24 protein-coding genes are annotated in these 24,024 nt (G+C 49.1%); 12 read left to right on the top strand and 12 right to left on the bottom strand.

Annotated elements, in window-relative coordinates:
- Positions 1–7 precede the first annotated feature (7 nt).
- A complete protein-coding gene (gene cyoE, locus ACO0K4_RS14650) occupies positions 8–892 on the top strand; it encodes a heme o synthase (RefSeq protein WP_422957375.1) in 885 nt (294 codons plus the stop codon).
- 32 nt (positions 893–924) lie between these two features.
- Positions 925–1,470, top strand: a complete 546-nt coding sequence (locus ACO0K4_RS14645; RefSeq protein ID WP_422957490.1) for an SCO family protein — start codon at positions 925–927, stop codon at positions 1,468–1,470.
- A 44-nt stretch (positions 1,471–1,514) separates the two neighbouring features.
- On the opposite strand, the gene rpoH is transcribed toward ACO0K4_RS14645, so the two are convergent.
- The 4 genes from rpoH to ftsY form a co-directional block, all read right to left on the bottom strand.
- Positions 1,515–2,411, bottom strand: a complete 897-nt coding sequence (rpoH, locus tag ACO0K4_RS14640; RefSeq protein ID WP_422957374.1) for an RNA polymerase sigma factor RpoH — start codon at positions 2,409–2,411, stop codon at positions 1,515–1,517.
- Between the two features lie 263 nt (positions 2,412–2,674).
- The gene (locus tag ACO0K4_RS14635; protein WP_422957373.1) at positions 2,675–3,589 is read right to left on the bottom strand and encodes a cell division protein FtsX; all 915 of its coding nucleotides are present in this window, start codon (positions 3,587–3,589) and stop codon (positions 2,675–2,677) included.
- Positions 3,590–3,613: 24 nt separating this feature from the next.
- The gene (locus ACO0K4_RS14630) at positions 3,614–4,288 is read right to left on the bottom strand and encodes a cell division ATP-binding protein FtsE (RefSeq protein WP_422957372.1); all 675 of its coding nucleotides are present in this window, start codon (positions 4,286–4,288) and stop codon (positions 3,614–3,616) included.
- A 14-nt stretch (positions 4,289–4,302) separates the two neighbouring features.
- Positions 4,303–5,346, bottom strand: a complete 1,044-nt coding sequence (gene ftsY / locus ACO0K4_RS14625) for a signal recognition particle-docking protein FtsY (RefSeq protein WP_422957371.1) — start codon at positions 5,344–5,346, stop codon at positions 4,303–4,305.
- A 302-nt stretch (positions 5,347–5,648) separates the two neighbouring features.
- Here ftsY and rsmD point away from each other — a divergent pair, with 302 nt between their 5' ends.
- From rsmD to ACO0K4_RS14610, 3 genes are read left to right on the top strand one after another with little or no spacing between them, the layout of a single operon-like run.
- On the top strand, positions 5,649–6,320 hold the full coding sequence (gene rsmD, locus ACO0K4_RS14620) for a 16S rRNA (guanine(966)-N(2))-methyltransferase RsmD (RefSeq protein WP_422957370.1): 672 nt from the start codon (positions 5,649–5,651) through the stop codon (positions 6,318–6,320).
- A gap of 43 nt (positions 6,321–6,363) precedes the next feature.
- Positions 6,364–6,858 carry a pantetheine-phosphate adenylyltransferase gene (gene coaD / locus ACO0K4_RS14615; protein WP_262838062.1) on the top strand — a complete coding sequence of 165 codons (495 nt, stop codon included), beginning with the start codon at positions 6,364–6,366 and terminating at the stop codon, positions 6,856–6,858.
- A 56-nt stretch (positions 6,859–6,914) separates the two neighbouring features.
- Positions 6,915–7,181, top strand: a complete 267-nt coding sequence (locus ACO0K4_RS14610) for a YfhL family 4Fe-4S dicluster ferredoxin (RefSeq protein WP_422957369.1) — start codon at positions 6,915–6,917, stop codon at positions 7,179–7,181.
- Between the two features lie 9 nt (positions 7,182–7,190).
- Here ACO0K4_RS14610 and ACO0K4_RS14605 read toward each other — a convergent pair whose 3' ends face one another.
- From ACO0K4_RS14605 to ACO0K4_RS14595, 3 genes are all read right to left on the bottom strand, one after another.
- Positions 7,191–8,339 (bottom strand): DUF484 family protein, encoded by a 1,149-nt coding sequence (locus tag ACO0K4_RS14605; protein WP_422957368.1) that lies wholly within the window; start codon positions 8,337–8,339, stop codon positions 7,191–7,193.
- 46 nt (positions 8,340–8,385) lie between these two features.
- The gene (locus tag ACO0K4_RS14600) at positions 8,386–9,285 is read right to left on the bottom strand and encodes an MOSC domain-containing protein (protein ID WP_422957367.1); all 900 of its coding nucleotides are present in this window, start codon (positions 9,283–9,285) and stop codon (positions 8,386–8,388) included.
- A gap of 245 nt (positions 9,286–9,530) precedes the next feature.
- The gene (locus ACO0K4_RS14595; RefSeq protein ID WP_422957366.1) at positions 9,531–10,523 is read right to left on the bottom strand and encodes a GlxA family transcriptional regulator; all 993 of its coding nucleotides are present in this window, start codon (positions 10,521–10,523) and stop codon (positions 9,531–9,533) included.
- Positions 10,524–10,684: 161 nt separating this feature from the next.
- Here ACO0K4_RS14595 and ACO0K4_RS14590 point away from each other — a divergent pair, with 161 nt between their 5' ends.
- Positions 10,685–11,335 carry a cysteine hydrolase family protein gene (locus tag ACO0K4_RS14590; RefSeq protein ID WP_422957365.1) on the top strand — a complete coding sequence of 217 codons (651 nt, stop codon included), beginning with the start codon at positions 10,685–10,687 and terminating at the stop codon, positions 11,333–11,335.
- A gap of 195 nt (positions 11,336–11,530) precedes the next feature.
- On the opposite strand, the gene ychF is transcribed toward ACO0K4_RS14590, so the two are convergent.
- Complete coding sequence (gene ychF, locus ACO0K4_RS14585) at positions 11,531–12,622, bottom strand: redox-regulated ATPase YchF (protein ID WP_422957364.1); 1,092 nt, start codon at positions 12,620–12,622, stop codon at positions 11,531–11,533.
- A gap of 137 nt (positions 12,623–12,759) precedes the next feature.
- Positions 12,760–14,127, bottom strand: coding sequence for an MATE family efflux transporter (locus ACO0K4_RS14580; protein ID WP_422957363.1), 1,368 nt, complete (start codon positions 14,125–14,127; stop codon positions 12,760–12,762).
- A gap of 591 nt (positions 14,128–14,718) precedes the next feature.
- Here ACO0K4_RS14580 and ACO0K4_RS14575 point away from each other — a divergent pair.
- From ACO0K4_RS14575 to ACO0K4_RS14550, 6 genes are all read left to right on the top strand, one after another.
- Positions 14,719–15,573: a hypothetical protein gene (locus ACO0K4_RS14575; protein WP_422957362.1), complete on the top strand. Its 855-nt coding sequence runs from the start codon at positions 14,719–14,721 to the stop codon at positions 15,571–15,573.
- A gap of 393 nt (positions 15,574–15,966) precedes the next feature.
- Positions 15,967–16,890: an SPFH domain-containing protein gene (locus ACO0K4_RS14570; protein WP_422957361.1), complete on the top strand. Its 924-nt coding sequence runs from the start codon at positions 15,967–15,969 to the stop codon at positions 16,888–16,890.
- 43 nt (positions 16,891–16,933) lie between these two features.
- On the top strand, positions 16,934–17,134 hold the full coding sequence (locus ACO0K4_RS14565; RefSeq protein WP_422957360.1) for a hypothetical protein: 201 nt from the start codon (positions 16,934–16,936) through the stop codon (positions 17,132–17,134).
- Between the two features lie 40 nt (positions 17,135–17,174).
- Entirely contained in the window at positions 17,175–17,639 is a 465-nt protein-coding gene (locus ACO0K4_RS14560) for a hypothetical protein (protein ID WP_422957359.1), read from the top strand.
- Between the two features lie 4 nt (positions 17,640–17,643).
- A complete protein-coding gene (locus ACO0K4_RS14555) occupies positions 17,644–17,835 on the top strand; it encodes a hypothetical protein (protein WP_422957358.1) in 192 nt (63 codons plus the stop codon).
- A gap of 84 nt (positions 17,836–17,919) precedes the next feature.
- Entirely contained in the window at positions 17,920–18,717 is a 798-nt protein-coding gene (locus ACO0K4_RS14550) for a type IV pili methyl-accepting chemotaxis transducer N-terminal domain-containing protein (RefSeq protein WP_422957357.1), read from the top strand.
- 114 nt (positions 18,718–18,831) lie between these two features.
- Here ACO0K4_RS14550 and ACO0K4_RS14545 read toward each other — a convergent pair whose 3' ends face one another.
- The 3 genes from ACO0K4_RS14545 to uvrA all read right to left on the bottom strand — a co-directional run bounded on the left by ACO0K4_RS14545 (position 18,832) and on the right by uvrA (position 23,863).
- Positions 18,832–19,929: a patatin-like phospholipase family protein gene (locus ACO0K4_RS14545; RefSeq protein WP_422957356.1), complete on the bottom strand. Its 1,098-nt coding sequence runs from the start codon at positions 19,927–19,929 to the stop codon at positions 18,832–18,834.
- A 56-nt stretch (positions 19,930–19,985) separates the two neighbouring features.
- On the bottom strand, positions 19,986–20,561 hold the full coding sequence (gene pth, locus ACO0K4_RS14540; RefSeq protein ID WP_422957355.1) for an aminoacyl-tRNA hydrolase: 576 nt from the start codon (positions 20,559–20,561) through the stop codon (positions 19,986–19,988).
- A 350-nt stretch (positions 20,562–20,911) separates the two neighbouring features.
- Complete coding sequence (uvrA, locus tag ACO0K4_RS14535) at positions 20,912–23,863, bottom strand: excinuclease ABC subunit UvrA (protein WP_422957354.1); 2,952 nt, start codon at positions 23,861–23,863, stop codon at positions 20,912–20,914.
- Positions 23,864–24,024: the final 161 nt, after the last annotated feature.

The raw sequence follows: 24,024 nt of genomic DNA, 5'->3' as shown, positions 1-24,024 counted from the left end.
ATTTTCTATGACATCACTTAGTATTCCATCCAGTCGAATGGCTCAATATTGGGCTTTGACGAAGCCTCGTGTCACACAATTGGCGGTATTTTGTGCGGTGATAGGTATGTTTCTCGCTACGCCAGATTTGCCGGATTGGCGCATCGTCGTTGCAGCAACGATTGGTATCTGGTTATTGGCGGGAGCGGCATTCGCCGTGAATTGCCTGGTTGAGCGTGAAATTGATGCACGTATGGCCAGGACGGCAAGGCGAGCTTCGGCTCAGGGTGAAATCAATCCTTCGCAGATTTTGATTTTTTCCGGCGTCATTGGTGCACTGGGAATGTGGATTCTGTACACCATGGTGAATCCACTCACGATGTGGCTGACCTTTATAACCTTTGTCGGATATGCGGTTATTTATACGATTATTCTGAAGCCGGCGACCCCACAAAATATCGTGATCGGTGGCTTGTCCGGAGCGATGCCCCCGGCGCTTGGCTGGGCAGCGATTGCAAACGACGTTCCCATGCAAGCCTGGCTCCTGGTGTTGATCATTTTCATCTGGACGCCACCGCATTTCTGGGCTCTGGCGATGTATCGCCGTGATGATTATGCTAAATCCGGCTTGCCAATGCTGCCAATCACGCATGGACTAGAATTCACCCGTTTTCACATTTGGCTGTACACAATCGCTTTGTTTGCAACCACCATGCTGCCTTACGCCGTGCACATGAGCGGATTGATTTATCTGGTCAGTGCGGTCATTCTCGGTGTGATTTTCCTTTGGTATGCATGGCGGATTTATCGTCATTATGATGACGTGCTGGCCCGCAAGACCTTTGCTTTCTCTATTATTTATTTATCCTTGCTGTTTGCTGCCTTGCTGGTCGATCACTACATTACATTATGACTCCATTCATTCGCTTTGCCAGCGTGCTGCTGATGCTATTCATGGTGGCATGTAGCAAGCCTGCCCCACAGTTCACAAACACGGATCTGACTGGCCTGGACTACGCCAAAGACTTTTCCCTGACTGATCACAACGGCAAAGTGCGCACTCTGGCCGATTTTAAAGGGAAGGCTGTCGTCATCTTTTTTGGCTACACGCAATGCCCGGATGTATGCCCCACAACCATGGCAGAAATGGCGACTGTAATGAAGCAATTGGGAACCTTATCCGATAAGGTGCAGGTCCTGTTTGTAACAGTTGACCCAGAGCGTGACACGCAGGCTTTATTAGCCGCATATGTGCCTAATTTTGATCTTAGATTTTTAGGAATGTCCGGTGATGCGGCCGCCACAGCTAAGGTCGCGAAGGATTTTAAAGTGTATTACCAAAAAGTGCCGGGAAAGACGCCAAGTTCCTACACGATGGATCACACAGCAGGTAGTTATGTATTTGACCCTGAGGGACGGATACGCTTGTTTTTGCGTCATGGACAGGGGGCGGAGCCGATAGTCCACGATCTGAAATTACTTCTGCAATAAAAAAAGCACTCCTAGGAGTGCTTTTTATTTGGGCTGATTCCAGGTCATGCAAAACTAGCCAAAGCGCCTTTCATCTTCTTCAATGCAGCACTTTCGATCTGGCGGATACGTTCCGCAGAAACGCCATACTCATCGGCTAATTCATGTAATGTTGAGCCAGAACCATCATCGTTCTTTAACCAGCGTGATTCTACGATGTGACGCGAACGCGCATCGAGTTTAGACAAGGCGCTTTCCAAGCCTTCGCTTTGCAAACGGTCACGCTGACGAGCTTCCAAAACACGGGTTGGCTCTTCGCTTTCTGTTTTCAGATACGCGATAGGCGCAAATTTATCGTCGTCATCGTCAGTTGGCGCATCCAGCGCAATATCCCTGCCGGATAAGCGCATTTCCATTTCGATGACTTCTTCGCGTTTGACATCCAGAGTTTTAGCCAATGCATCAACCTGTTTAGGTGACATTGAATCTAAACCTTCTTTATGGCTACGAAGATTAAAGAATAATTTACGTTGTGCTTTGGTCGTCGCCACTTTGACCAAACGCCAGTTTTTCAAAATGTACTCATGCATTTCGGCTTTGATCCAGTGCATCGCATAGGACACAAGACGCACACCCTGATCAGGATCGAAGCGTTTCACGGCTTTCATCAGACCAATATTGCCTTCTTGAATCAAATCAGCATGTGGCAAGCCATAACCGAGGTAACCGCGGGCGATGGATACAACCAGGCGCAAGTGCGACATAACCAGTTGTTGCGCGGCGTTCAAATCATTATTTTGGGTAAGTTTTTTCGCCAGATCGATCTCTTGCTCGTGCGTGAGCATGGGCAAGCGGTTCACCGCTGAAATATAGGCATCAATATTACCAAGACTGCCAGTAAAGCCTAAAGCGAGCGCTGTGCTATCCGAAGATGGCATCACAGATGTCGATGATTGATTCATTCTTCCTCCCTATTTGCTGCCGATTTAGCCACAGTTTTGGGCTAAACCACCAATTTCAAGTTCTAATATTAGCACTCTCTTGAGTTGAGTGCTAATACTCGAAATTTATATACTTAATATAGAAAAACTATATTAAAAAATATTAGTTAATTTGAAACTGCTATTACTGGTTAGAGGGGTATTTAAGAAAAAAGTTTCGGATTATTTGAGAGTAAGCACGTATTGGCAAAACAACCCCCAATTTCTCTTAGATTGACAATTAATCAGCTTAGCCGCGACAGTTGTCTTCTCACTGAGAGAAATGCACCGCATAGCCCTAGCACAACGCTGGTTGCAAGCAATACTATGCTGGCGACTAGTCCCAGCGGTACCAAGTGGAACTCCGATGCATATAACTTAGTAAATTCTGCAATGGCTTGATTGAGCGGGCGCAAAGACAAGGCAATTAAACCCAAAGCGATGCCACCGGCAAGAAACCCCAATAAAGCACCGGTGTAGTAATAAGGCCGGTGGATGAAGCTATTGGTTGCGCCTAATAAGCGGGCAATCGCAATTTCCGCCTGATGGGAAATCACCTGCAAACGCGTGGCATTAAAAATCACCACGACCACGACCACACTCAGTGTAACTGCCAGAAAGAGTAAAGATAGCTGCAATACTTGCACCAGAGCTGCCAGCCGTTTTACCCAAGCAGAATCCACTTGCACCACATCGACGCCAGGTAAGCTTTTAAGCTGTTGCGTCAAAAATTCAAGTCGATGTGAGTCAGAATTTGACAAGGATAAAATATAAGCGTCGGGCAGCGGGTTGCCACCCAAAGTAGATAGCACTTCTGCCAGACTTGATGTTTCTTCTAAGGCGGCGAGCGCTTTGTCTTTAGTTACAAAATTAAGCTTTGCGCTGATATTTGCGTCTTTTAACAGTTTTTTAATTGTGATCGATAGAGCGGTTGCATCTGATCTTGCGGTTTCTGGCGTAAGAAATACGCTAATCTCGGGTTCAATGGAGAGCTGCGCAGAAACCGGGCGAATATTTTCAATCAGCGTCAATCCTGCAATCGGCAATGCGAGCGCAATTGCGACCACCAAGACATTGAATAAAAAATTGCCCGGACCAGAGCGTAAGTGCGACAAGGCACTTTTAAGGGCAAACAAATGCTGACGGAACCAGATGGACATCGATTTTTCCTCTTCTTCCCTGGACTATGCCGCGATGGGCGATTGCCATGTGTCTGACAATTCACCCTTGTTCAAATAAATGACGCGGCTTGCCTGATCCAGAAACTGTTCATCATGGCTGGAGATGATGCAGGTCACGCCTGCACTTTGAAATGCTTTCAGAGCGCTGATGACTTTATTTGCATTATCGCGATCGAGAAATGCTGTGGGCTCGTCAGCCAAAATAATTTGCGGGCGATTGACAATAGCACGGGCGATCGCAACACGTTGCTGTTCTCCGCCAGAAAGTGCGAGTGGAAATGCATCAGCCTTATCTGCCAGATTGACTTTGTCGAGTGCAGCGTACGCTCTGGTTTCGGCTTCTGCGGCAGATGCACCTGCGACAATCAGTGGCAGCATGACATTTGCCAGCACGCTTCTGTCGAGAAGTAAGCCTTTGTCTTGCAATATCAAACCAAGCTTGCGTCGTAAATAAGGTAGGCTACCTGATTGGAGCTTGCTGATATCCTGTCCGTTCACACTGACTACACCAGCGCTGGCGCGTTCTATGCCAGCGATCATCTTGAGTAAGGTCGATTTGCCCGCACCCGATGGTCCCGCAAGAAAAATCAGTTCTCCATCATTGATCTTCAGCGACACGTTGCGCAGCGCATAGGCGCCGTGCGCATATTGCTTGGAGACTTGCTGGAACTCTATCATCGGCGTGATCCTTTTTAACTCAACAAGGCGTCTACAAATTCCTGGGCATTGAATGGTTGCAAGTCTTCTATCTGCTCACCGATACCAATGAAATAAACCGGAACAGGGCGCGTCTTAGCAATCGCTGCAAGCACGCCCCCTTTAGCGGTACCGTCCAGTTTCGTGATTACCAGACCAGTTAAGCCCAGTGCATCATCAAATGCCTTCACTTGCGCCAGTGCATTTTGTCCTGTGTTGCCGTCGATGATTAACAGCACCTCCTGCGGTGCGCCATCCATGCCTTTCGCAATCACACGTTTAATTTTTTTTAATTCTTCCATCAGATGCAACTGGGTCGGTAAACGGCCTGCGGTGTCTACCATCACTACATCGGTGCCGCGGGCTTTGGCAGAGGCGACTGCATCAAAAGCGACTGCAGCTGGATCGCCAGATTCTTGTGAGATCACCGTGACATTGTTCCGCTCGCCCCAAATTGTCAGTTGCTCCCGTGCAGCCGCCCGGAAGGTGTCGCCAGCGGCCAGTAGTACGGATTGCTGATGGCTTTGCAGATGTTTCGCTAGCTTGCCTATGGTTGTTGTTTTGCCAGCACCGTTCACACCTGCAATCATCATCACCAGAGGTTGGTAGCGCCCAAGCTCCAGAGGTTTTTGTAATGGCGTTAATAGATCCAGTAACAAGACTTTGAGTGCCGCCTTCACTTGTTCTGCTTCGGTCAGCTTCTGTTCTTTAACTTTTTTCTTCAAGCCATCCAGTAGGAATTGGGTCGCCTCGACGCCTGTATCCGCTGTCAATAAGGCGGCTTCCAGCTCATCGTAAAGGTCGTCATCAATTCTGGCGCCAACGAATAAGGTCGTCAGATTCGACGAGGTTTTCGATAGTCCAGCTTTCAGGCGGCTTAACCAGGATTGCTTTGGCGTTACCCCATGGGCATCACTCGCCGTGGCGGTTGTAACGGGGGCAGGTTCTGCAGGAGTGACAACCAGCTCCGCTGCCTGGGGTGCGACAACCGGCGGGAGGACGGTTTCTTCTTTGGGTTTTTTCTTGAAAAAGCTAAACATCGAGGATAGTGGGGACTCTGAATATGCGACAGATTGGAATGCCGTCATTCTAACAGACGGAAGTTTGTTGGGGCAGCAGTACAGACTGCGTCATAATCGGGGAGTATCCGTTAGACCACTGCTGTGGCAATTGCATATCTGGCGAGTTGCCTTGCAGTCAGCCTCATCGTCATGTCTAACCGGCCAGCTTGCCAGATATACACCTGCTGCTGTTCTAAGGGAAAATCCGGGATAATGCGACCTTATTTACATACCTAGAATCCTTCTACGTATGCCACCAACAAAGTAGAGTTCAGTAAGCAATGAAAGCCCAGGCAAAGAAACCCACCAAGCCGCCAGTAGCGCACAAGCGCGTACCTCATCAGGTCCGCATTATCGGCGGTGTATGGAAGCGTAGTGTGCTCAGTGTCATTGACGCAGAGGGATTACGTCCTACTCCTGATCGCGTCAGGGAGACGGTTTTTAACTGGCTTGGCCACTTGATTGATGGCAGATGGCCGGCGCTTACTTGTCTCGATCTGTTTGCCGGAACAGGTGCGCTGGGTTTTGAGGCGGCTAGTCGCGGTGCTGCCAGTGTCACGATGGTGGAATACCACACACCGGCCTTCAGGCAACTCGATCAGGTCAGGCAAAAGCTGAATGCCAGTCAGGTTAATTTGCAGAGAGGGGATGCGCTGACCATCGTTCAGAGCATGGTGGCGCGCCAACAACAGTACGATCTGATTTTTCTGGATCCACCGTTTGATCAGGCTTACCTGCCAAAAATTTTGCCTTATTGTGCAAAACTCTTAAGCGCACAAGGCTTGCTGTATGTCGAAGCAGAGCATGTATTATCGACAGATAGCAATGCGCAAGAGCTTCCTGAATGGTTGGCAGATTGGAAAGTGATTCGCGCCGATCAGGCTGGTAGTGTGTATTTTCACATACTGCAACGCAACATTATGACGCATAAGGCGCTCGGAAATCAGGCATAATGCCTCTTCAAATTGGTGCACAGACACAAATGAGGGAGTAAAAATGGTCACAGCTGTATATCCGGGAACCTTTGATCCGCTAACGCGTGGCCATGAGGATCTGGTGCGTCGCGCTTCTGGTTTGTTTGATACGCTGGTTGTCGGCGTCGCAGACAGCAAGAATAAAAAGCCTTTTTTCTCGCTGGATGAAAGATTGTCGATTGCGAATGAAGTGCTGGGGCACTACCCAAATGTCAGGGTAGAAAGCTTTTCCGGTTTGCTGAAAGACTTTGTCCGTAAAAATGATGCGCGTGTGATTGTTCGCGGTTTGCGTGCGGTATCTGACTTTGAGTATGAATTTCAAATGGCAGGCATGAACCGTTATTTGCTACCAGATGTCGAGACCTTGTTTCTGACACCTTCTGATCAATATCAATTCATCTCAGGCACCATCGTGCGCGAGATCGCCATGTTTGGCGGTGACGTGTCTAAATTCGTATTTCCGTCTGTCGATAAATGGTTGCAGAAAAAAGTAGCTGAACAAGCGCTCAAGGTTTAATTCGTTAAGTAACTAACTCAGCAGTTAAGTAGTGCAATGCAGTAGCAGGAGAACGTATGGCTTTATTGATTACAGACGATTGCATAAATTGTGACGTATGTGAACCCGAGTGCCCGAATGATGCCATTTACATGGGCCCGGAGATTTATGAAATTGATCCTCACAAGTGCACAGAATGTGTTGGCCATTACAAAGAGCCGCAATGCCAGCAAGTCTGTCCTGTGAGCTGTATTCCATTCAATCCTGCCTGGCGTGAGACCAAAGAAGAATTGCAAGCCAAGTACGAACGTTTGCAAGCGAATATTAAAACTATTCCGTCTTAATTCGCTGACCTAGGTCGACTCACACACCCGGTTACGACCCTGATTCTTCGCTCTAAATAGCGCCTGATCTGCATCTTGCAAAAGCTCGCGGGCAACGTTATCAATTTTTCCGTAATTCAGGGATTCGGACAGGGTTGAGATGCCGATCGAAATCGTGGCCTGGCAACTTCCCATCTGATGAAACTGGAATGGTCGCTCCGCAATACTTTTGCGGATGCGCTCTGCCACCATCATGCCGTCCTCTGCACTTGCGTCGATGAGCAGGGCGACGAATTCTTCCCCGCCAAAACGCCCCATTGTGTCGCTTAAACGCAGCTCTGCCTTGATCCGGTTGCTGACTTCGATCAGAACATCATCGCCGCCCTGATGACCGTAACGGTCGTTGATCTGTTTGAAAAAATCGATATCCAGATACATGCACACAATACTGTATTGCTGACGGCGCGCGCGACCGATTTCTTCCAGCATGCGTTGCTCCACATAACGACGGTTGCTGACATTGGTTAAAGGATCAGTCAGCCCCATGTGGGTCAGGCGCTCGTTGTTGATGACATTTTCCAGGCAGATTGCAATGATGGATGCCATGTGTTCGATGAAATCGGTTGCCATCGTTGCATTGAAACGTGATGCCTGAAAACTCCCGAGATTCAGATAGCCTAATAATTTATTTTGTCGTATCAACGGGACGATGGCTACGCTGGCCGGTTTTTTCTCGGAAGACGCAAACATTTTTCCGTGGTCAGCTTGATTGAAGATGCCGAGTACGGGTTTGCGTAATTGCTCACCATGTATGCGCAGGTCGAGTTCGTTTTGCACGAAAAATAATGAGGGAAATTCTTCCGGTGTGATATTGAGATCCAGGACAATTTTTTGCAGTCCCTTTTGTCTGTCCAGTAAACCCAGCGTCACAATATCCAGTTCCGACATCTTTGCCAGCGTGCTGAAAATATTTTCAACCAGCTCACGAAAACTGCTGGTGCCGATCAATCTCAGATCAAAGTCATGATGCCGTGACATGATTTGCTGATTTTGATGCGCATGTTCCAGCAAATTTGCCAATTGATTGCGCAGCATAGAGTTTTCTCTGCGCAGTTCGTTCATGGTGAATTGTGTGCTCAGATCAGGTGGTATTGGTTCTGTCCCCATATCAGCTTTCATGTGCGTTAGGTATCCGGGTTTGCCCAGTATTGTTGATTCACAGACACTAGAATGCTAACTGAAGATCTACCTGATTACCAACATGAATCTGTGAACCAACACCTTTACTTACCATCAAATTCACGCCAAAGGTAATGCCGCCATCCAGCAGCGGATTCGCACGGTAGGTTTGTAAAATATCGACAGGATCAGGGCCGCTCTCACCAGTGAGCTGATCTACCGCCGGGATCGTGCAGCGGGTACAGGGTTTGACCGCCTTTAATTGTATTGCGTTGTCAGCGTCTCTTGCAGAGCCGCTGTCAGCCTTAACAAGATCGATAAAATCCGCATAGTCTTCTTCAAAAGCATCGAGTCCCGACAGAACGATATTCGCGCGAAAGCGATCCATAGGAATTGCCTCACGACCTTGCAACACTAATTTTTGGTTCAGATCATCGAGTGATGAGGTGGAGGTCAGCAGGAGCGGAAATCCATCTGAAAACAGCGTGCCGACCTCCTGATCACCTGTCCATTTTTGGCTGGCTAAACGTCGGCCAGCAGGGTCAAATCGTACCAGACGACAAGCTGTCCCCAAAAACTGACTTAACCAGACAGCAGCCTTATCGCCACAGTCGAAGGCAGCTACCTGATCGTCCCAGACTTGTACTTGTAAAGATATCGCCGGAGCTAACTCAGTCAGACTAAGCGCCATCGGCAATGCAGGCATATCAGGCGCAAGCAGCATTAGCTGATCGCCGTCGATTATTGGACGTATCAATGCCATGCGAGGATGGCTGCGCTGACTTAAAAACAGTCCAGCAGTATCAACAAGCATCCACTCGCGATCGTGAATCACGCCCGCTCCGGTCTGAAGTGATAAACCGGATTCGCTCACCATCGCTGAATCTAAGCCGATGCCAGCACAAGATTTAATGGGGTACAGCGTCAGTTCAGTAATCGTAGGCATAGTTAATATTCACAAATCAAAAATTCATAAGGTGATAAATCTTCGTGATGATCAGTTTATACGCGGACATTCAATATACTCCCCCCAATTTTTATAAAATACGCCTCATTGCCCACATACTGACTAGGTAAATAATAATACTGTATGGGAGTATCATTATTTCGATAGCTGATAAGCTAGCGAATATTCAGAGGCACACTATCAAAACTGGCAGATTCAACCGTCATATCCGCTAGGTTAACCCATTACTTACCCTGAAAAGCTTGCCGGTAAGCCGACGGTGAGAGATTAAATTCTCTCGCAAAATAGCGTCGCAATAATAACGCCGAGCCAAAGCCGGTATCCACCGCGATGTCATCAACCGAGCGCTTACTGGATTCTAGCTGACGTTGCGCCTGTGCCAGTCGCTGATTGAGCAGCCATTTACCCACGGTGGTCCCGGTCAATTGCTGGAAATGACGGGTAAAGCTGCGTCGGCTCATCAACGCTTTTTCTGCCAGCTGATCCAGATGCTGTGGTTCCGCAAGATGCCGTAGCATCCATTCCAGCACTGTAGATAGACGGTCATCGCTGGCAAGAGTCGGAACAGGTTGCTCAATATATTGTGCTTGCCCGCCCTGACGATGTGGCGCCACCACCAGGCGCCGGGCGACATGCGCCGCAGCCTCCGCGCCATACTGAGAGCGCAGCACATGTAAGCAGCAATCAATCCCCGCCGCCGTACCCGCCGAGGTAATGACATCCCCATGGTCAACGTATAAGACATTGGGATCGAGGTGTACTTGTGGGAACCGCTGTAAAAATTCTTTCGCAAATGCCCAGTGAGTCGTTGCCATTCTCTGATCAAGCAAACCTGCTTCCGCCACCACAAACGCACCCAGACATAAACCAACAATCCGCACACCAGCTCGATGCGCTTTACGCAAAGCCATCAGTAGTGCTGCTGGCGCAGGTCGCAAATCGCTATGCCACGACGGGATCACAATCATATCCGCCCGTGCTAAGGCCGATAAACCATGACTCGTATTGATAGAAAAACCAGCACTCGTCGTCACCACATGCTTACCAGCCTTCGCCGCGAAGGCACACACTTTCAGCTTAAACGCAGGTAGTTTAAATTCGCCATGCTGCTCACCGAACACCAGGCAAGGGACCGATAAGTGAAACGGACTAATACCATCAAATGCCAGCACAGCAACCGTTACTGTCCTGGAAGGGAATTGAATTGAAGATGGCATAGGGGTTTGAATCGGGGCTTGAGTCAGAGTTGCAATATGCATGGCCTGATTGTATCGAATATTGGCAATCGGGTCACTTCTTAATCTGGACGATATATCTGAAAATAACAGCACAAACGCAATCGCTGTTTGCCATATCACTTTATCTGGAGAGCTTCATCATGACTACGCCCATATCCATTCCGACCACACCTAAGCGTGCATTGATTGTGATCGATGTACAGAACGAATATTTTACTGGCAACATGCTGATCGAATACCCAGATCCGCAACTGTCCCTGCATCATATTGGTCTTGCGATGGACGCAGCTAAGGCGGCAGGTATCCCGATTTTGGTAATACAACATTCCGCACCTGAAAACTCCCCCATCTTTGCGCGTGGCTCGACCAATTGGGAGTTGCATACAACGGTCACAAGTCGTCCTTATGATCATTTGATCGAAAAATCCATGGCCAGTATTTTTGTTGGCACGGACGCTAAACAATGGCTGGAAAAAAATCACATTGATACCCTGACAATCGTTGGCTACATGACGCACAACTGCAATGCCAGCACTATTTATCAAGCAGCGCACGATGCTTATCAAGTCGAAATTTTATCCGACGCAACCGGTGCTTTACCCTACGAAAACAACGCAGGATACGCCAGCGCAGAAGAAATCCATCGCGCTTTTAATGTCGTCTTCCAATCCAACTTCGGCGCAGTGAGCAGCACCGCAGAATGGATTACGGTAATTAATGCAGGAGGTGTGTTAGAGCGGAGCAATGTATTGGTATCCCATCTGGCTGGACGGGTGCATCCATCTGCCTAAACGGATAGGGCTGATCAAGCACTACTAAAGTACCAATGCAGCGTTAGTAAAACTCTCTTGTAATGCTGATATGGCAATCACATCAATATTCAAATAAGCACTCGATAACGCGATAAAAAAAGCGTAGCTTGCTGATGCAGGCTACGCTTTTTGAAGTACTTTCGCCAGGGTTGGCGAGAATAATTAAATTAGTACTTAGACGTTAAACAAGAAGTTCAGCACGTCACCGTCCTTGACCACATATTCCTTACCTTCGGCGCGCATTTTGCCCGCTTCTTTGGCGCCTGCTTCGCCTTTGCAGGCGATATAGTCGTCGAATGCAATGGTCTGTGCGCGGATGAAGCCGCGTTCGAAATCGGTGTGGATCACGCCTGCGGCTTGTGGTGCTGTATCACCGACATGAATGGTCCAGGCGCGTACTTCTTTGACGCCAGCAGTGAAGTAAGTTTGCAGACCCAACAGTTTGAATGCGGCGCGGATCAGGCGATCCAGACCTGGTTCTTCCATGCCCATATCGTTTAAGAAATCGGTTTTATCGGCGTCGTCCAGATCGGCAATTTCTGCTTCAATCGCGGCACAAATGGCGACGATCGGTGCGTTCTGTGACTTGGCGTAGGCAGTCAGTTGATCCAATAAAGGATTATCTTTAAAGCCAGTATCAGAAACGTTAGCGACGTACATCGCTGGCTTGGCGGTGATCAGGCAGAGCGGCTTGATCAGCAGCATTTCTTCTGCATCCAGACCTAATGCGCGCACTGGCTTGGCATCATTCAGGCCTGGCATGATGCGCTCTAAGATAGCGACCAGTTTGGCGGCGTCTTTATCGCCGGAGCGGGCTTTTTTGTTTTCGCGGTGAATCGCTTTTTCTACCGAACCCATATCGGCTAATGCCAGTTCCGTTTGAATGACTTCGATATCATCGAGCGGGCTGACTTTGCCTGCGACGTGGATCACATTGTCATCTTCGAAGCAGCGGACAACGTTGACGATCGCATCGGTTTCGCGGATGTGGGCGAGGAACTGGTTGCCCAAGCCTTCGCCCTTGGATGCACCGGCAACCAGGCCAGCGATATCGACAAACTCAACAATCGCGTTCTGGATGCGTTCTGGTTTGACGATGGCGGACAATTGCGCCAGGCGCGGATCGGGTACTTCTACCATGCCGACGTTAGGCTCAATCGTGCAGAAAGGATAATTTTCTGCCGGAATGCCTGCTTTAGTCAGTGCATTAAACAGAGTGGATTTGCCGACGTTAGGCAGGCCGACGATGCCGCATTTGAGACTCATGATAGTTTGCCGAGTAGGTGAAACGTGATTAGATTAACCCACTATTTTACTTGAACATCCATCGTGCAAGTCAGTTTTGCTGAGTTTGGACGGGTTTTACCTGTTTTGAACTCTGGTTATGCCCGTCAATCAGTCGCTCAGGTAACCAGGCGCCGGTGTGATACCCGATGCAGGTACATCACGAGTGCGATGGCAGCGATCGTCAGGCCAACAACCAGTGAAATCCAGAAGCCAGTCGCTGCCATCGGCTGCGCCGGTCGCCATGGTAACCATGCCGGTGCCAGCCCAAGTATGCAGCCCAATGGAATGCAGACACCCCAGAACGCTGCCAGATGAATCAACATCGGTGTGCGTGTCACTTTGTAGCCGCGGATTGCCGACGATGCGGCGACTTGTGCACCGTCTGATAATTGGAACAGCGCGGCGAGCAAGAGCAGGTTAATTGTGACTTGCTGTACTGCTACGTCACTGGTGTAGGCCGCCGCAATTTCATGACGGAATAGTGTGATCATTAATGCGGAGATTAGCGCAAAACCTACTGACATACCGACGCCCACCCACGACGAAAAGCGCGCTCTGTGCGGATCGTTTTCACCCAGTGCCTGACCGACGCGAGTGATCGAGGCGATCCCGAAACTTAATGGCACCATAAATACCAGCGATGAAAAATTCAGTGCGATCTGGTGCGCTGATACCGCAGTCACGCCAAAGCGGGCAACCAGCAGACCGATCACGCCAAATGCGCTGACCTCGGCAAAATAGGTGACGCCAATAGGCAGGCCCATGCGTAGCATGCTGCGGATTTCATTCCAGTGTGGCGCCTCCTTGTGTGTAAATGGATAAGTGCTGCGGTAAGCAGGGGATTTGCTAATCCAGAAAATCATCGCCCCCAGCATCAGCCACAAACCCACGCCAGTAGCTACTGCGCAGCCCGTTGCACCCAGTTGCGGCAGTCCCCAGTGACCATAAATTAATAACCAGTTGATGCAGATATTGAACACCAGTCCACCCATTGCAATCAGCATCACCGGTTTGGTCTGGTTCAGGCTGGCGGTATAGCCATACAGAGCGCGATAGCACGCAAAAGCAGGCAAACCGATGCTGATCACGTGGACGAATTCAGCCGCTTTATCACGGACGCTATCTTCCAGATACAGGTGATCAAATATCAGCGTGGACAGGTTCAGCAGCACGCATGCCAGGATCCCGACTCCCAGTCCCATCCATAACGATTGGCGGACAATATGCGGAATCTTATGATCGGCACTGGCACCGACTTCATGCGCAACAATCGCATTAATCGCCATCATCACGCCCATCACTGTCACCAGAACAATCGACCAGAGTGATGCCCCCAAGGCGACTGCAGCCAGATCGTTGGCGCTGGCATGACCTGTCATCGCCACATCCGATACGCCCATGCCGACGGTAGCAAGCTGTCCAATCAGTACAGGCCATGCAAGCTGCCATAAAGCACGGGATTCAGTGAGGATTTTTGTTTTCATAATCAGTAGTGCGAGCGAGTGTGAGTCGCAAAATAAAGTGCGAGTGGCATCTTAGTTCATTTTTTATAAAAAGTATCTTAGCTTTCTGCTGGAGGTTAAATACGAGCGCTAACGCTAGCTGTAGTGCGTTCTTTTCGGTGGGCAGATTAATGACATACTCCCCTTATTTTTATAAAAATATTCTGTGTTGCCCAATAAATGATTGAGCTATTAATATATACATATGGGTAGTATCTGTTTTCAGCCCTATATAAAAAGTTCATGTAGCTCCGGTTAGCTTGTGTAACCGGGGGAGCATTAAAACGTAAAGCAAGCCCTGGCAGATACAAGCGCCTTGTGAGCTTAGATTCCCGTTCTTCGTCTTTTCACTCGCGATTTTTGACTGCATCCGCATCCGTATGTCGTAGCGGATGTATGAATTTATTTAGCTGCTGATTTATTCCGACAAAGATGAGCATGTATTCAGTTGACGAAATGATATGTCGTGAGTGACAATGGGTTGTCCAATTAGCATTTGTTTCGCATTGGTGTTGATCGCCGTTGTTGAACTCAATCTTAAAATCTCACGAAATTAACCACATCATCTCATTCATGAAAATCACCCACTTTGTATGCGCTAGCACACTGCTTTTCTCTTCCTTATTGGCTCATTCGCAAACGGCCACGTTTAATTTGAAGGACATTATCAAGAAGAGTATTGCCGATAGTAATTCACAAGCCAAAACTCCCGATGCGAATAACCCAGGCGCTGATACTGCTAATGCTGGCAGCGGCGCAGTTAGCAAGGATGGTATTCCTAAAGTCTTGGAAACAATCGGTATCAAAATCGGGGATACACGACAGCAGGTCGATCAGGTATTGACAAGTAAGGGTTATAAATTGGGCTCGACTAACAATCATCCGCTGGGACAAAATTTTCCCGGAGTGTTGTGGAGTTTGGTGTACACGATTAATTCAAGCGCCAGTACTGGTAGTCGAGATCTTGCAATGGTTGATGTGCGATTTGGGCCTCAATCTGGCAGAGTGATGGCTATTTTACGTCGCGAAAAATTTGATCATCCAGTCGTAGCGACGGAAATAAAAAAAGCGCTGATTGAAAAATATGGTACCCCCAGCAGCCAAACTTCCAGCGATTTGAACTGGATTGCTTACCGTCCGGGCTATAGCCGCGCCGGCGTTGGCACCGATTTGAACGACTGCAATGGAAGATTTGGAACGGCTATTAATGTCGGTTATACGATGAGTAAATTTAAAGATTGCCGGCAATCAGTCAGTGTTGCTCTGGCAGGCTCTAATAACAGCGGCCTGGAGTACAACAACATCGAGGTTGGTGTTACCGATTTTGTAATGATGACAGCCGAGTATGCTGCTGCGCGTGCAATGATGGATAAAAAGAACACTGAGATTTTGGAAGAGCACAAAAAAGCACCCGTTCCTAAGCTGTAATATTTGTCGGAACATGCACGGGGCGCAGTCATAGCATGTGCACCTCGTGCCGTATTTGGCGCTAAATCAGGACTAAATTTAACATCGACCTCAGGAAATGCTTGAATCTTGTAACCGCCCTTTTTTGCTTCAAGAAAAGTATGCCGAGACATTCTTTCCCCCTCTGCAAAGTTAACCCAATATTGCATACTCCCCATTTTTCAAATTAATGAGCAATATTGTCCAATGATTATATGGATACTTAAAATATACATGCCAGAGTATATTTTTTGTCATTGCAGCATCGCTTTCGCCCAACAGTGGATTTTCTCCCTTTCATACAAACTCTCCTTGACTTTCAATTTGGCTGCTACTAAAGTGATATCACTTTGATGTCATTCAAACGGAGAATATATGGACAAATCTAACAAACCAGTGGTTGCCGCCGGGAAAAAAGTCTTGATGCATGAACGTATCCATTCATCCCCGGATGGCTACCTGATGGTGGCGATCGGGCTCTTGTTGATCGTGGGTGGTGCTTACTGGGCATGGTCTGGCGCTGCGAATCTCGATTTGCCGGGTTTGCTGGTTAAATTACTGACCAGTGTTCTCGGGGCTTTTTTGTTATCGGGTCTGTATATGTTGCAACCCAATGAGGCTGCCTTACTGTCCTTGTTTGGCCAATATATCGGTACCGACCGTAATCCGGGTTTGCGTTGGGCGAATCCTTTTTATGCGGTGCGTAAAGTCAGCCTGCGCGCCCGTACCTTGAACTCGCCTACCTTAAAAGTCAATGACAAGCGCGGTAATCCCGTTGAGATCGGTGCTGCGATCGTATGGCGGGTTCAGGACACCGCTCTCGCTTTATTTAACATCGACGATTTTGAGCGCTTTGTGAATGTGCAGGCAGAAACCGCTATTCGCCATCTGGCATCGCAATATGCCTACGACGAGGGCGACGACGTGCCAACACATGAAACGACTTTGCGCGCCGGTCTTGATGAAGTTACCAAGGCACTCAGCGTCGAACTGCACAAACGGTTTGAGTTTGCCGGTATTGATGTCGAAGACGCCAAACTCACACACTTAGCCTATGCGCCGGAGATCGCGCAAGTGATGTTGCGCAGACAGCAGGCGGAAGCGATTATCAGTGCCCGCAAAAAAATCGTACACGGCGCAGTCTCGATGGTGGAAGAAGCTTTAAAAGGGTTATCCGAGCGTCAGATCGTGAATCTCGATGACGAGCGAAAAGCCGCCATGGTCAGCAATCTGCTAGTCGTCTTATGCTCGGATAAAGAGACGCAACCGATTATCAACACCGGTACGCTTTACAATTGAAGCTGATTGTTTTCGGTCACTTTACTACTTGAACGGAGCTGGTATGCATCCACTTCTACTGATTATCGGCGTCATGATTGTCACGGTATTAGCACTGACGATATGCTTCTTCGGGATAGCCTGGCTGATGAAGATTTTTGGTCAGGAGAAAGTGGAAAGCTTCATCAAATTTCGGATGCAAGGCCCATTCGTACCAGTACCTAAAACAGACAATGCAAAAAAAATCAGTGAGTCATCCCTATAAAAATTAGGCTTAAAAAGTGTCAAGAATAAAGGAACTAAGTGTGAATCAAATCAAATACCAGCAAAGTCAGTGGATGAAAGTATTGTGGATCACCTTACCGCTGATCACGCTGATTGTGATGACGATAGAAACCAACGGCCTCGATACTGCCGCGCGCTTGCGCGCTTTACTTACGATGGCCGGAATTAATTTTCTCGTACTTGGCGTGATAGGGCGTCTCACTATCAAGATCGACAGTACGCATCTGCGCTGGCATTTTGGTGTATTCGGCTGGCCCGCATGGAAACTACCTCTCAGTGAGATAAGACAAGTGGAGTTATGCGAGACCCGCTGGGTAGAAGGCTGGGGAATACGCTTTACCAAAGAAGGCATGCTCTACAACGCTGCGGGCAGCGGGGCTGTGCGGATTACCAAGGCAGATGGCAGCACCATCCGTCTTGGTTCGGCCGAGCCAGACCGCCTGTACGCGCAATTGCATCAGCTCACCGTTGCACCAAGCCGTTGACGACATGGCCAGTCCAGGGAAAAAATCGTTTTTACTGCGCATCGATCCTGCACTGTGGGCAGAGATCGAGCGCCTTGCCGCACAGGAGCTGCGGAGTAGTAATGCGCAAGTCGAGTATTTGTTAAGGGACGCGTTAAACCGTCGAGGCCGTGTTCCTGATAGTACTTTGACACCTGAAAAATCAGAGGTCGAATAATCAGCATCAATTTGGCGCAATTTCTGGGCATTAATTTTGCTTATGCGTGACATAGCAAAATTAATGTTAAAAAAGGAGAGCGTCATGATGAACCGAAGAAGCTTCATTGGTAAGACCGTACTAATCAGCAGCGGATTGGGATTGTTTTCGTATTCTGTAGCACAAGCATTGAATATCAATGAGGCGATCAACAAGTCGGGACGGCAGCGCATGTTGTCGCAACGCCTGGCCAAAGCCTATTTGCAGCTTGGTCAGGGAATTGCAGTCGAGCAGTCCCGAAAAATTCTTGATAACTCAATGACGCTATTTGACCGTCAGTTAGCTGAGTTAAGAACCTTTGCCCCGACTCCCGATAACAAACAAGTATTGAGTGAAATGGAAAAATCCTGGCTGAGTTATAAGCAGGTCTTAGCAGGTAAAACACCGAATCAGCAAGATGCCAGGAGCATCATGGTGATCAATGAAGATGTCTTGGCAATGGCGCAAAAAGCTACGCTCCAGTTAGAGAAATATTCAGGTACCTCAGCAGGACAATTGGTAAATATCTCTGGCCGCCAGCGTATGCTGTCACAACGTATGGCAAAATTTTATCAGGCGTTGCAATGGGACGTCGCACCGGTAGATGCCAATATAAAACTAGATACATCACGCAAAGAATTCATCGCTGGAATGCAGACGTTGATGGCCGCCCCCGGCAACAGCGGAAAATTGAAAGAAGAGCTGGCGCTGGCGCAGCAGCAATGGATGTTCTTTGACAGTGCACTGCGCCAAAGTGGGGAATCAGGCAACCGTACACTCAGCGCCAATAATGTCGCATCCACCAGCGAACGCATACTCGAAGTGATGGATGGCATTACCAGTATGTATCAGCAATTGAGCTAGTGCCTGGCAGCAGTCGGCATTCGACATTCAGCACTTGTACCAGATCTGGAACAACAGGACGTCACGCCTTGTTCTGCGTTTATCCGTATTTCTGAAGTTTTCATGGACTGTCAACTACAGCGGCAACACCTGACTCAGATCCGGCCGCTCGACGAAAGCCGCAAACGCATCGCACATGCGGCCACTTTCTGCGATGGCTAATTTCCAGTTCTGTATCCGGAAATCATGGTCGGTACCATAGTAGAAAAAATCTTTCCGGTCCGGTAATTTGCCACGCGACAGCGTTCGCAAAAAGGCGGGTGATGGTGAAATCATGATCACGTTATCCAGCCAGTGGCGGTCTTTACCCAGACTGCCGCGACGCCAAGGCAAAGGCTTATCCAACCAGCCAGGTACGATATGATCGGTAAAGTGCGGATACAGCACCAGCCCGCCTTCTTTACCGCCGGTCAGCCGTGAATAAGGCAGCGCCAGATGGTAATCAATAATCCCGCCGTCCCAATAGGTACCGGTTGGTGCATGCGGAATATGACGTACCGGTTCCATGATCAAGGGCAAGGTTCCCGATGCCAGTAAAGCTGGCTCCAGATTATCCGGCGTCAGTGAAGAAAAATGCGTATCAAAATGATCGAATTTCGCCTTCAGCCAAAACAGCGGATCGCGCATGTCGCCGATGACGACCCTATCCATATGCTGCGCCAGTTTGGCACGTGAGGCGAAATTCGAAAACGTCGCCGCGACGAAGCCCGCTTTGGCTTTGGCGCTGCTTTGCGGTGCAGTCAATAGTCCTCGTCCACGCATGGCCAGCAGATGCAAACGATGTAGAGGTTGATGCACAATCTCATCTTCATGACCACCGATGAATGCCTGTAAAAGCTGGTGAATTTCGTCCGTCACGTAACGTGCAGACGGCTTTTCAGGATAACGTTGTTCGCAATATAAATCGCCCAGTCGCTGAAACGCTGCAACCGGATCGGCATGACTGGCGGCGGCCATGCGCCAGGCACCGATCGATGCGCCGATCAGACTGCGTTCACGCGGTGCAGACGGCAGCCATTCGCCAAACAGCCATTGGTCCAGCGCTTGCAAAATCAAGCCTTTGGGACCACCTGCCGCTGCCGGAATGACGGCAATATCGCTGGCATGTAATCCGTTGGTGCGCAGATGTTCCAAAGCGATTTTACCGGCATGAATTTGAATGGCTGAACTCATTGTGTCGTGTGTTTTTTTTGTGGGATGAAATACGATGGAGACTACTAACGAGATGCTTACTTGGCCGTGTGTAATTGCATCGTTGCGGTAGAAAATTTTCCTTCCACCAGCATCGGGATAATTTCCAGGCTACGGGCAATCGATTCATCGATCAGCGGCTGTTCTTCTTTGCGCGGGCGATGTAGCACAAAGTCAGCCACGCCTTGTTGCAAATTCAGGCTACGCGGATGACCGATGCCGAGACGCAGGCGCCAGTAATCTTGTGTGCCAAGCGCGGCTGTAATATCTTTTAAGCCGTTGTGACCACCGGAGGAGCCGCCGAGTTTTAGTTTGGCGATGCCTGGCAGGATATCGAGTTCATCATGGGCAACCAGTACTTGATCCGGCGTGATTTTATAAAAGCGGCAAATCGCACCGACCGACTGACCAGAGCGATTCATAAACGTCTGTGGCTCCAGCAACCAGACATCTTCACCGGCAATCCGTGTTTTAGCCACTAGGGCATTAAAGTTTTTATCGCGTTGCAAACCATTTGCCGCGAGTTGATCAACCAGCCAGAAGCCAGCGTTGTGGCGGGTTTGCTCATATTCAGGGCCGGGATTTCCCAACCCGACGATCAATCGTATTGTCATTGGTATTGTTATTGCGCGGATAGGTTTTGGTAGTGATGTTCTGGTGTTGCTGAGTAAAGTGTTTGTGTTGGCAGAACGGGCGCTCATTATAAACAAGCACCCGCTACCGGTCTGAAAACAAGAATTAAAAAGTGAATCCGCAATATCTATGCGCCTTCTGGCACGAAATGCCTCTGGAAGCCGCATCTGGATTGCGAGTTCATTTCTGGATAGTGTCTAAAATCATCTCAAAATTCCTGTTATCTCTCACACCCAAAAGCAACTTGCCTGTTTTTTTGATGACATCTCGGACTTACGTTACCGATTCTGAAACCCATCTTCAATTGATCTGAAACGACTATCTGATCAATTTATTTAGTCTTCTTTAGCAGTGGCAATAAATACTTGCCTGTCACACTGTCCGCGTTCACGGCAACTTGTTCCGGCGTGCCGCTGGCGATGATCACGCCGCCACCTGCACCGCCTTCCGGTCCCAGATCAACGATCCAGTCTGCCGTTTTAATCACGTCGAGATTGTGTTCAATGATGACGACGGTATTGCCCTGATCGCGCAGACGGTGAATTACCTTGAGCAGTAAGTCGATGTCATGGAAATGCAGACCGGTCGTCGGTTCGTCGAGGATGTACAAGGTCCGGCCGGTATCGCGCTTTGATAATTCTAGTGACAACTTGACGCGTTGCGCTTCACCGCCAGAGAGTGTGGTGGCGCTTTGTCCCAAACGGATATAGCCCAGACCAACGTCCAGCAGGGTGTGCAGTTTGCGGGCAATCACCGGGACAGGTTTGAAGAATTCATACGCGTCTTCTACCGTCATGCTCAGCACTTCATTGATGTTCTTGCCCTTGTACTGGACTTCCAGTGTTTCGCGGTTATACCGCTTGCCGTGGCAGACATCGCAGGGAACATAGACGTCTGGTAAAAAGTGCATTTCTACCTTGATCACGCCATCGCCCTGACAGGCTTCACAGCGACCGCCTTTGACGTTGAATGAGAAACGTCCGGCACTGTAGCCACGTTCTTTGGCTACCGGTACTGTCGAGAACAGGTCGCGTATCGGGGTGAACAGGCCGGTATAGGTCGCCGGGTTTGAGCGTGGTGTGCGTCCGATGGGCGCCTGATCTACTGAGATGACTTTATCAAAATGTTCCAGACCGCTGATGCTGTCGAAAGCGGCCGGCTCCGTTTGTGAGCCATACAAGTGGCGGGCAGCAGCAGGGTAGAGTGTGTCATTGACCAGCGTAGATTTGCCTGAGCCGGAGACGCCTGTGACGCAGGTCAGCAGGCCGACGGGTAATTTCAGGGTCACGTTTTTCAGGTTATTGCCGCGCGCACCTTCAATCACAAATTGTTTGTCGGGACTGAATTGCGTACGTTTTTTCGGTACTTTAATTCCCATTGCGCCGCTCAGATATTGCGCGGTCAATGAGCGCTCGCTCTTCATGATGTCTTCCAAGCTACCTTGGGCAATCACTTCGCCACCATGTACCCCGGCACCGATCCCCATGTCGACGACAAAGTCAGCACAGCGGATCGCGTCTTCATCGTGTTCAACTACCAGCACGGAATTACCGATATCGCGTAAATGCTTCAGTGTGTCGATCAGGCGGTCATTGTCGCGCTGATGCAAGCCGATTGATGGCTCATCGAGTACGTACATCACACCCGTCAGGCCTGAGCCAATTTGTGAGGCGAGACGAATACGCTGCGCCTCACCGCCGGACAGCGTGTCCGCGCTGCGGTCCAGAGACAGATAATCGAGGCCGACATTGTTCAGGAAGGTCAGGCGTGAGCCGATTTCTTTGATGATACGGTCGGCGATTTCTTTCTTTGCTCCCGTCAATACCAGGGATTCAAAGAAGCTCAGCGTAGCGCGTAAAGGCAGGGCGCTGATCTCATAAATAGCTTTTTCTTGCGCGCCGTTACCGACCTTTACATAGCGTGCTTCGATGCGCAAGCGTGCGCCGTTGCAGCTCGGACATTGCTTTTCATTGATGAATTTAGCGAGTTCTTCTTTGACTGCCATTGAATCTGTTTCGCGATAACGGCGTTGCAGATTATGGATCACACCTTCAAAGGTATGTTCTTTGATCACCGTGCGGCCACGTTCATTGATATAGGTGAACGGAATATTCTGTTTACCCGATCCATACAAAATGACTTGCTGCGCAGATTCCGGCAATTGTTCGAACGGTGTATCAATATCAAATTCGTAGAACGCAGCGAGATTCGACAACATCTGGAAATAGAATTGATTACGTCTATCCCAGCCTTTGACTGCGCCGCTCGCCAGCGACAGATTCGGAAAAGCGACGATGCGCTTCGGATCGAAGAATTCGATATGACCCAGCCCATCACATTCCGGGCAGGCACCCATAGGATTGTTGAAGGAGAATAGGCGCGGCTCTAATTCTTGCAATGAATAACCGCAGGTCGGACACGCAAATTTATTCGAAAATAATTGTTCATGACCGGTATCCATATTCACGATCAGGGCGCGACCATTTGCAATACGTAATGAGGTCTCAAAGGACTCTGCCAGACGTTGTTTGATCTCGGTCTTGACTTTGACGCGATCAATGACGACATCGATCGTGTGCTTTTCGGTCTTCTTTAATTTCGGCAGGTCATCGACCTCAACGATCTTCGCATCATGTGTACCGCTCTGCACACGGAAGCGTACAAAGCCTTGTGCCTGCATTTGCTCGAACAGATCCAGGTGTTCACCCTTGCGGTTGGCGACGACCGGTGCAAGTATCATCAGCTTGGTATCTTCCGGCATCGCCAGGACGGTATCGACCATTTGTGATACCGACTGCGCTGCTAAAGGATTTTCCGGATGATCCGGGCAATACGGCGTGCCGACGCGGGCATAAAGCAAACGTAGATAATCATGAATCTCGGTCACGGTGCCGACGGTCGAACGCGGATTGTGCGACGTCGCTTTTTGTTCAATCGAAATCGCAGGAGACAGACCTTCGATCAGATCGACATCGGGTTTTTCCATCAATTGCAAAAACTGGCGCGCATAGGCCGACAGCGATTCCACATAACGGCGCTGTCCCTCCGCATACAGCGTATCGAAGGCCAGTGAGGATTTGCCGGAACCGGATAAACCTGTAATCACCACCAGCTTATTGCGGGGCAGATCGAGATTGATGTTCTTTAAATTGTGGGTACGTGCGCCACGAATCCGGATTTCTTCTTTCTTGGGCGCAACGAGACCAGCATGGTCAAAGTCAATCTCTGCTGGTTTGCTGGCTTTAGCCGATTTTGAGCGAACTTTGGCCGTATTTTGTGTCATATCAACTGCTTTCCAAAAGGATGATGTGGCGTCCCGGGATTTTGATTCGGGAACAAGCAACCTGATACTATAACGGGTTTTTGAAATTTAACGCGGGTGACGTATCCGCTTTGTTTCTGCACCGTTTTTGTGATTCGTTTGTATGATGACTATTGCAACAC

The organism is Undibacterium sp. RuTC16W, from assembly GCF_049339445.1.
Lineage (GTDB): Bacteria > Pseudomonadota > Gammaproteobacteria > Burkholderiales > Burkholderiaceae_D > Undibacterium.
The sequence above is the reverse complement of the archived record's forward strand: the minus strand, read 5'-3'. Positions and strand labels throughout refer to the sequence as shown.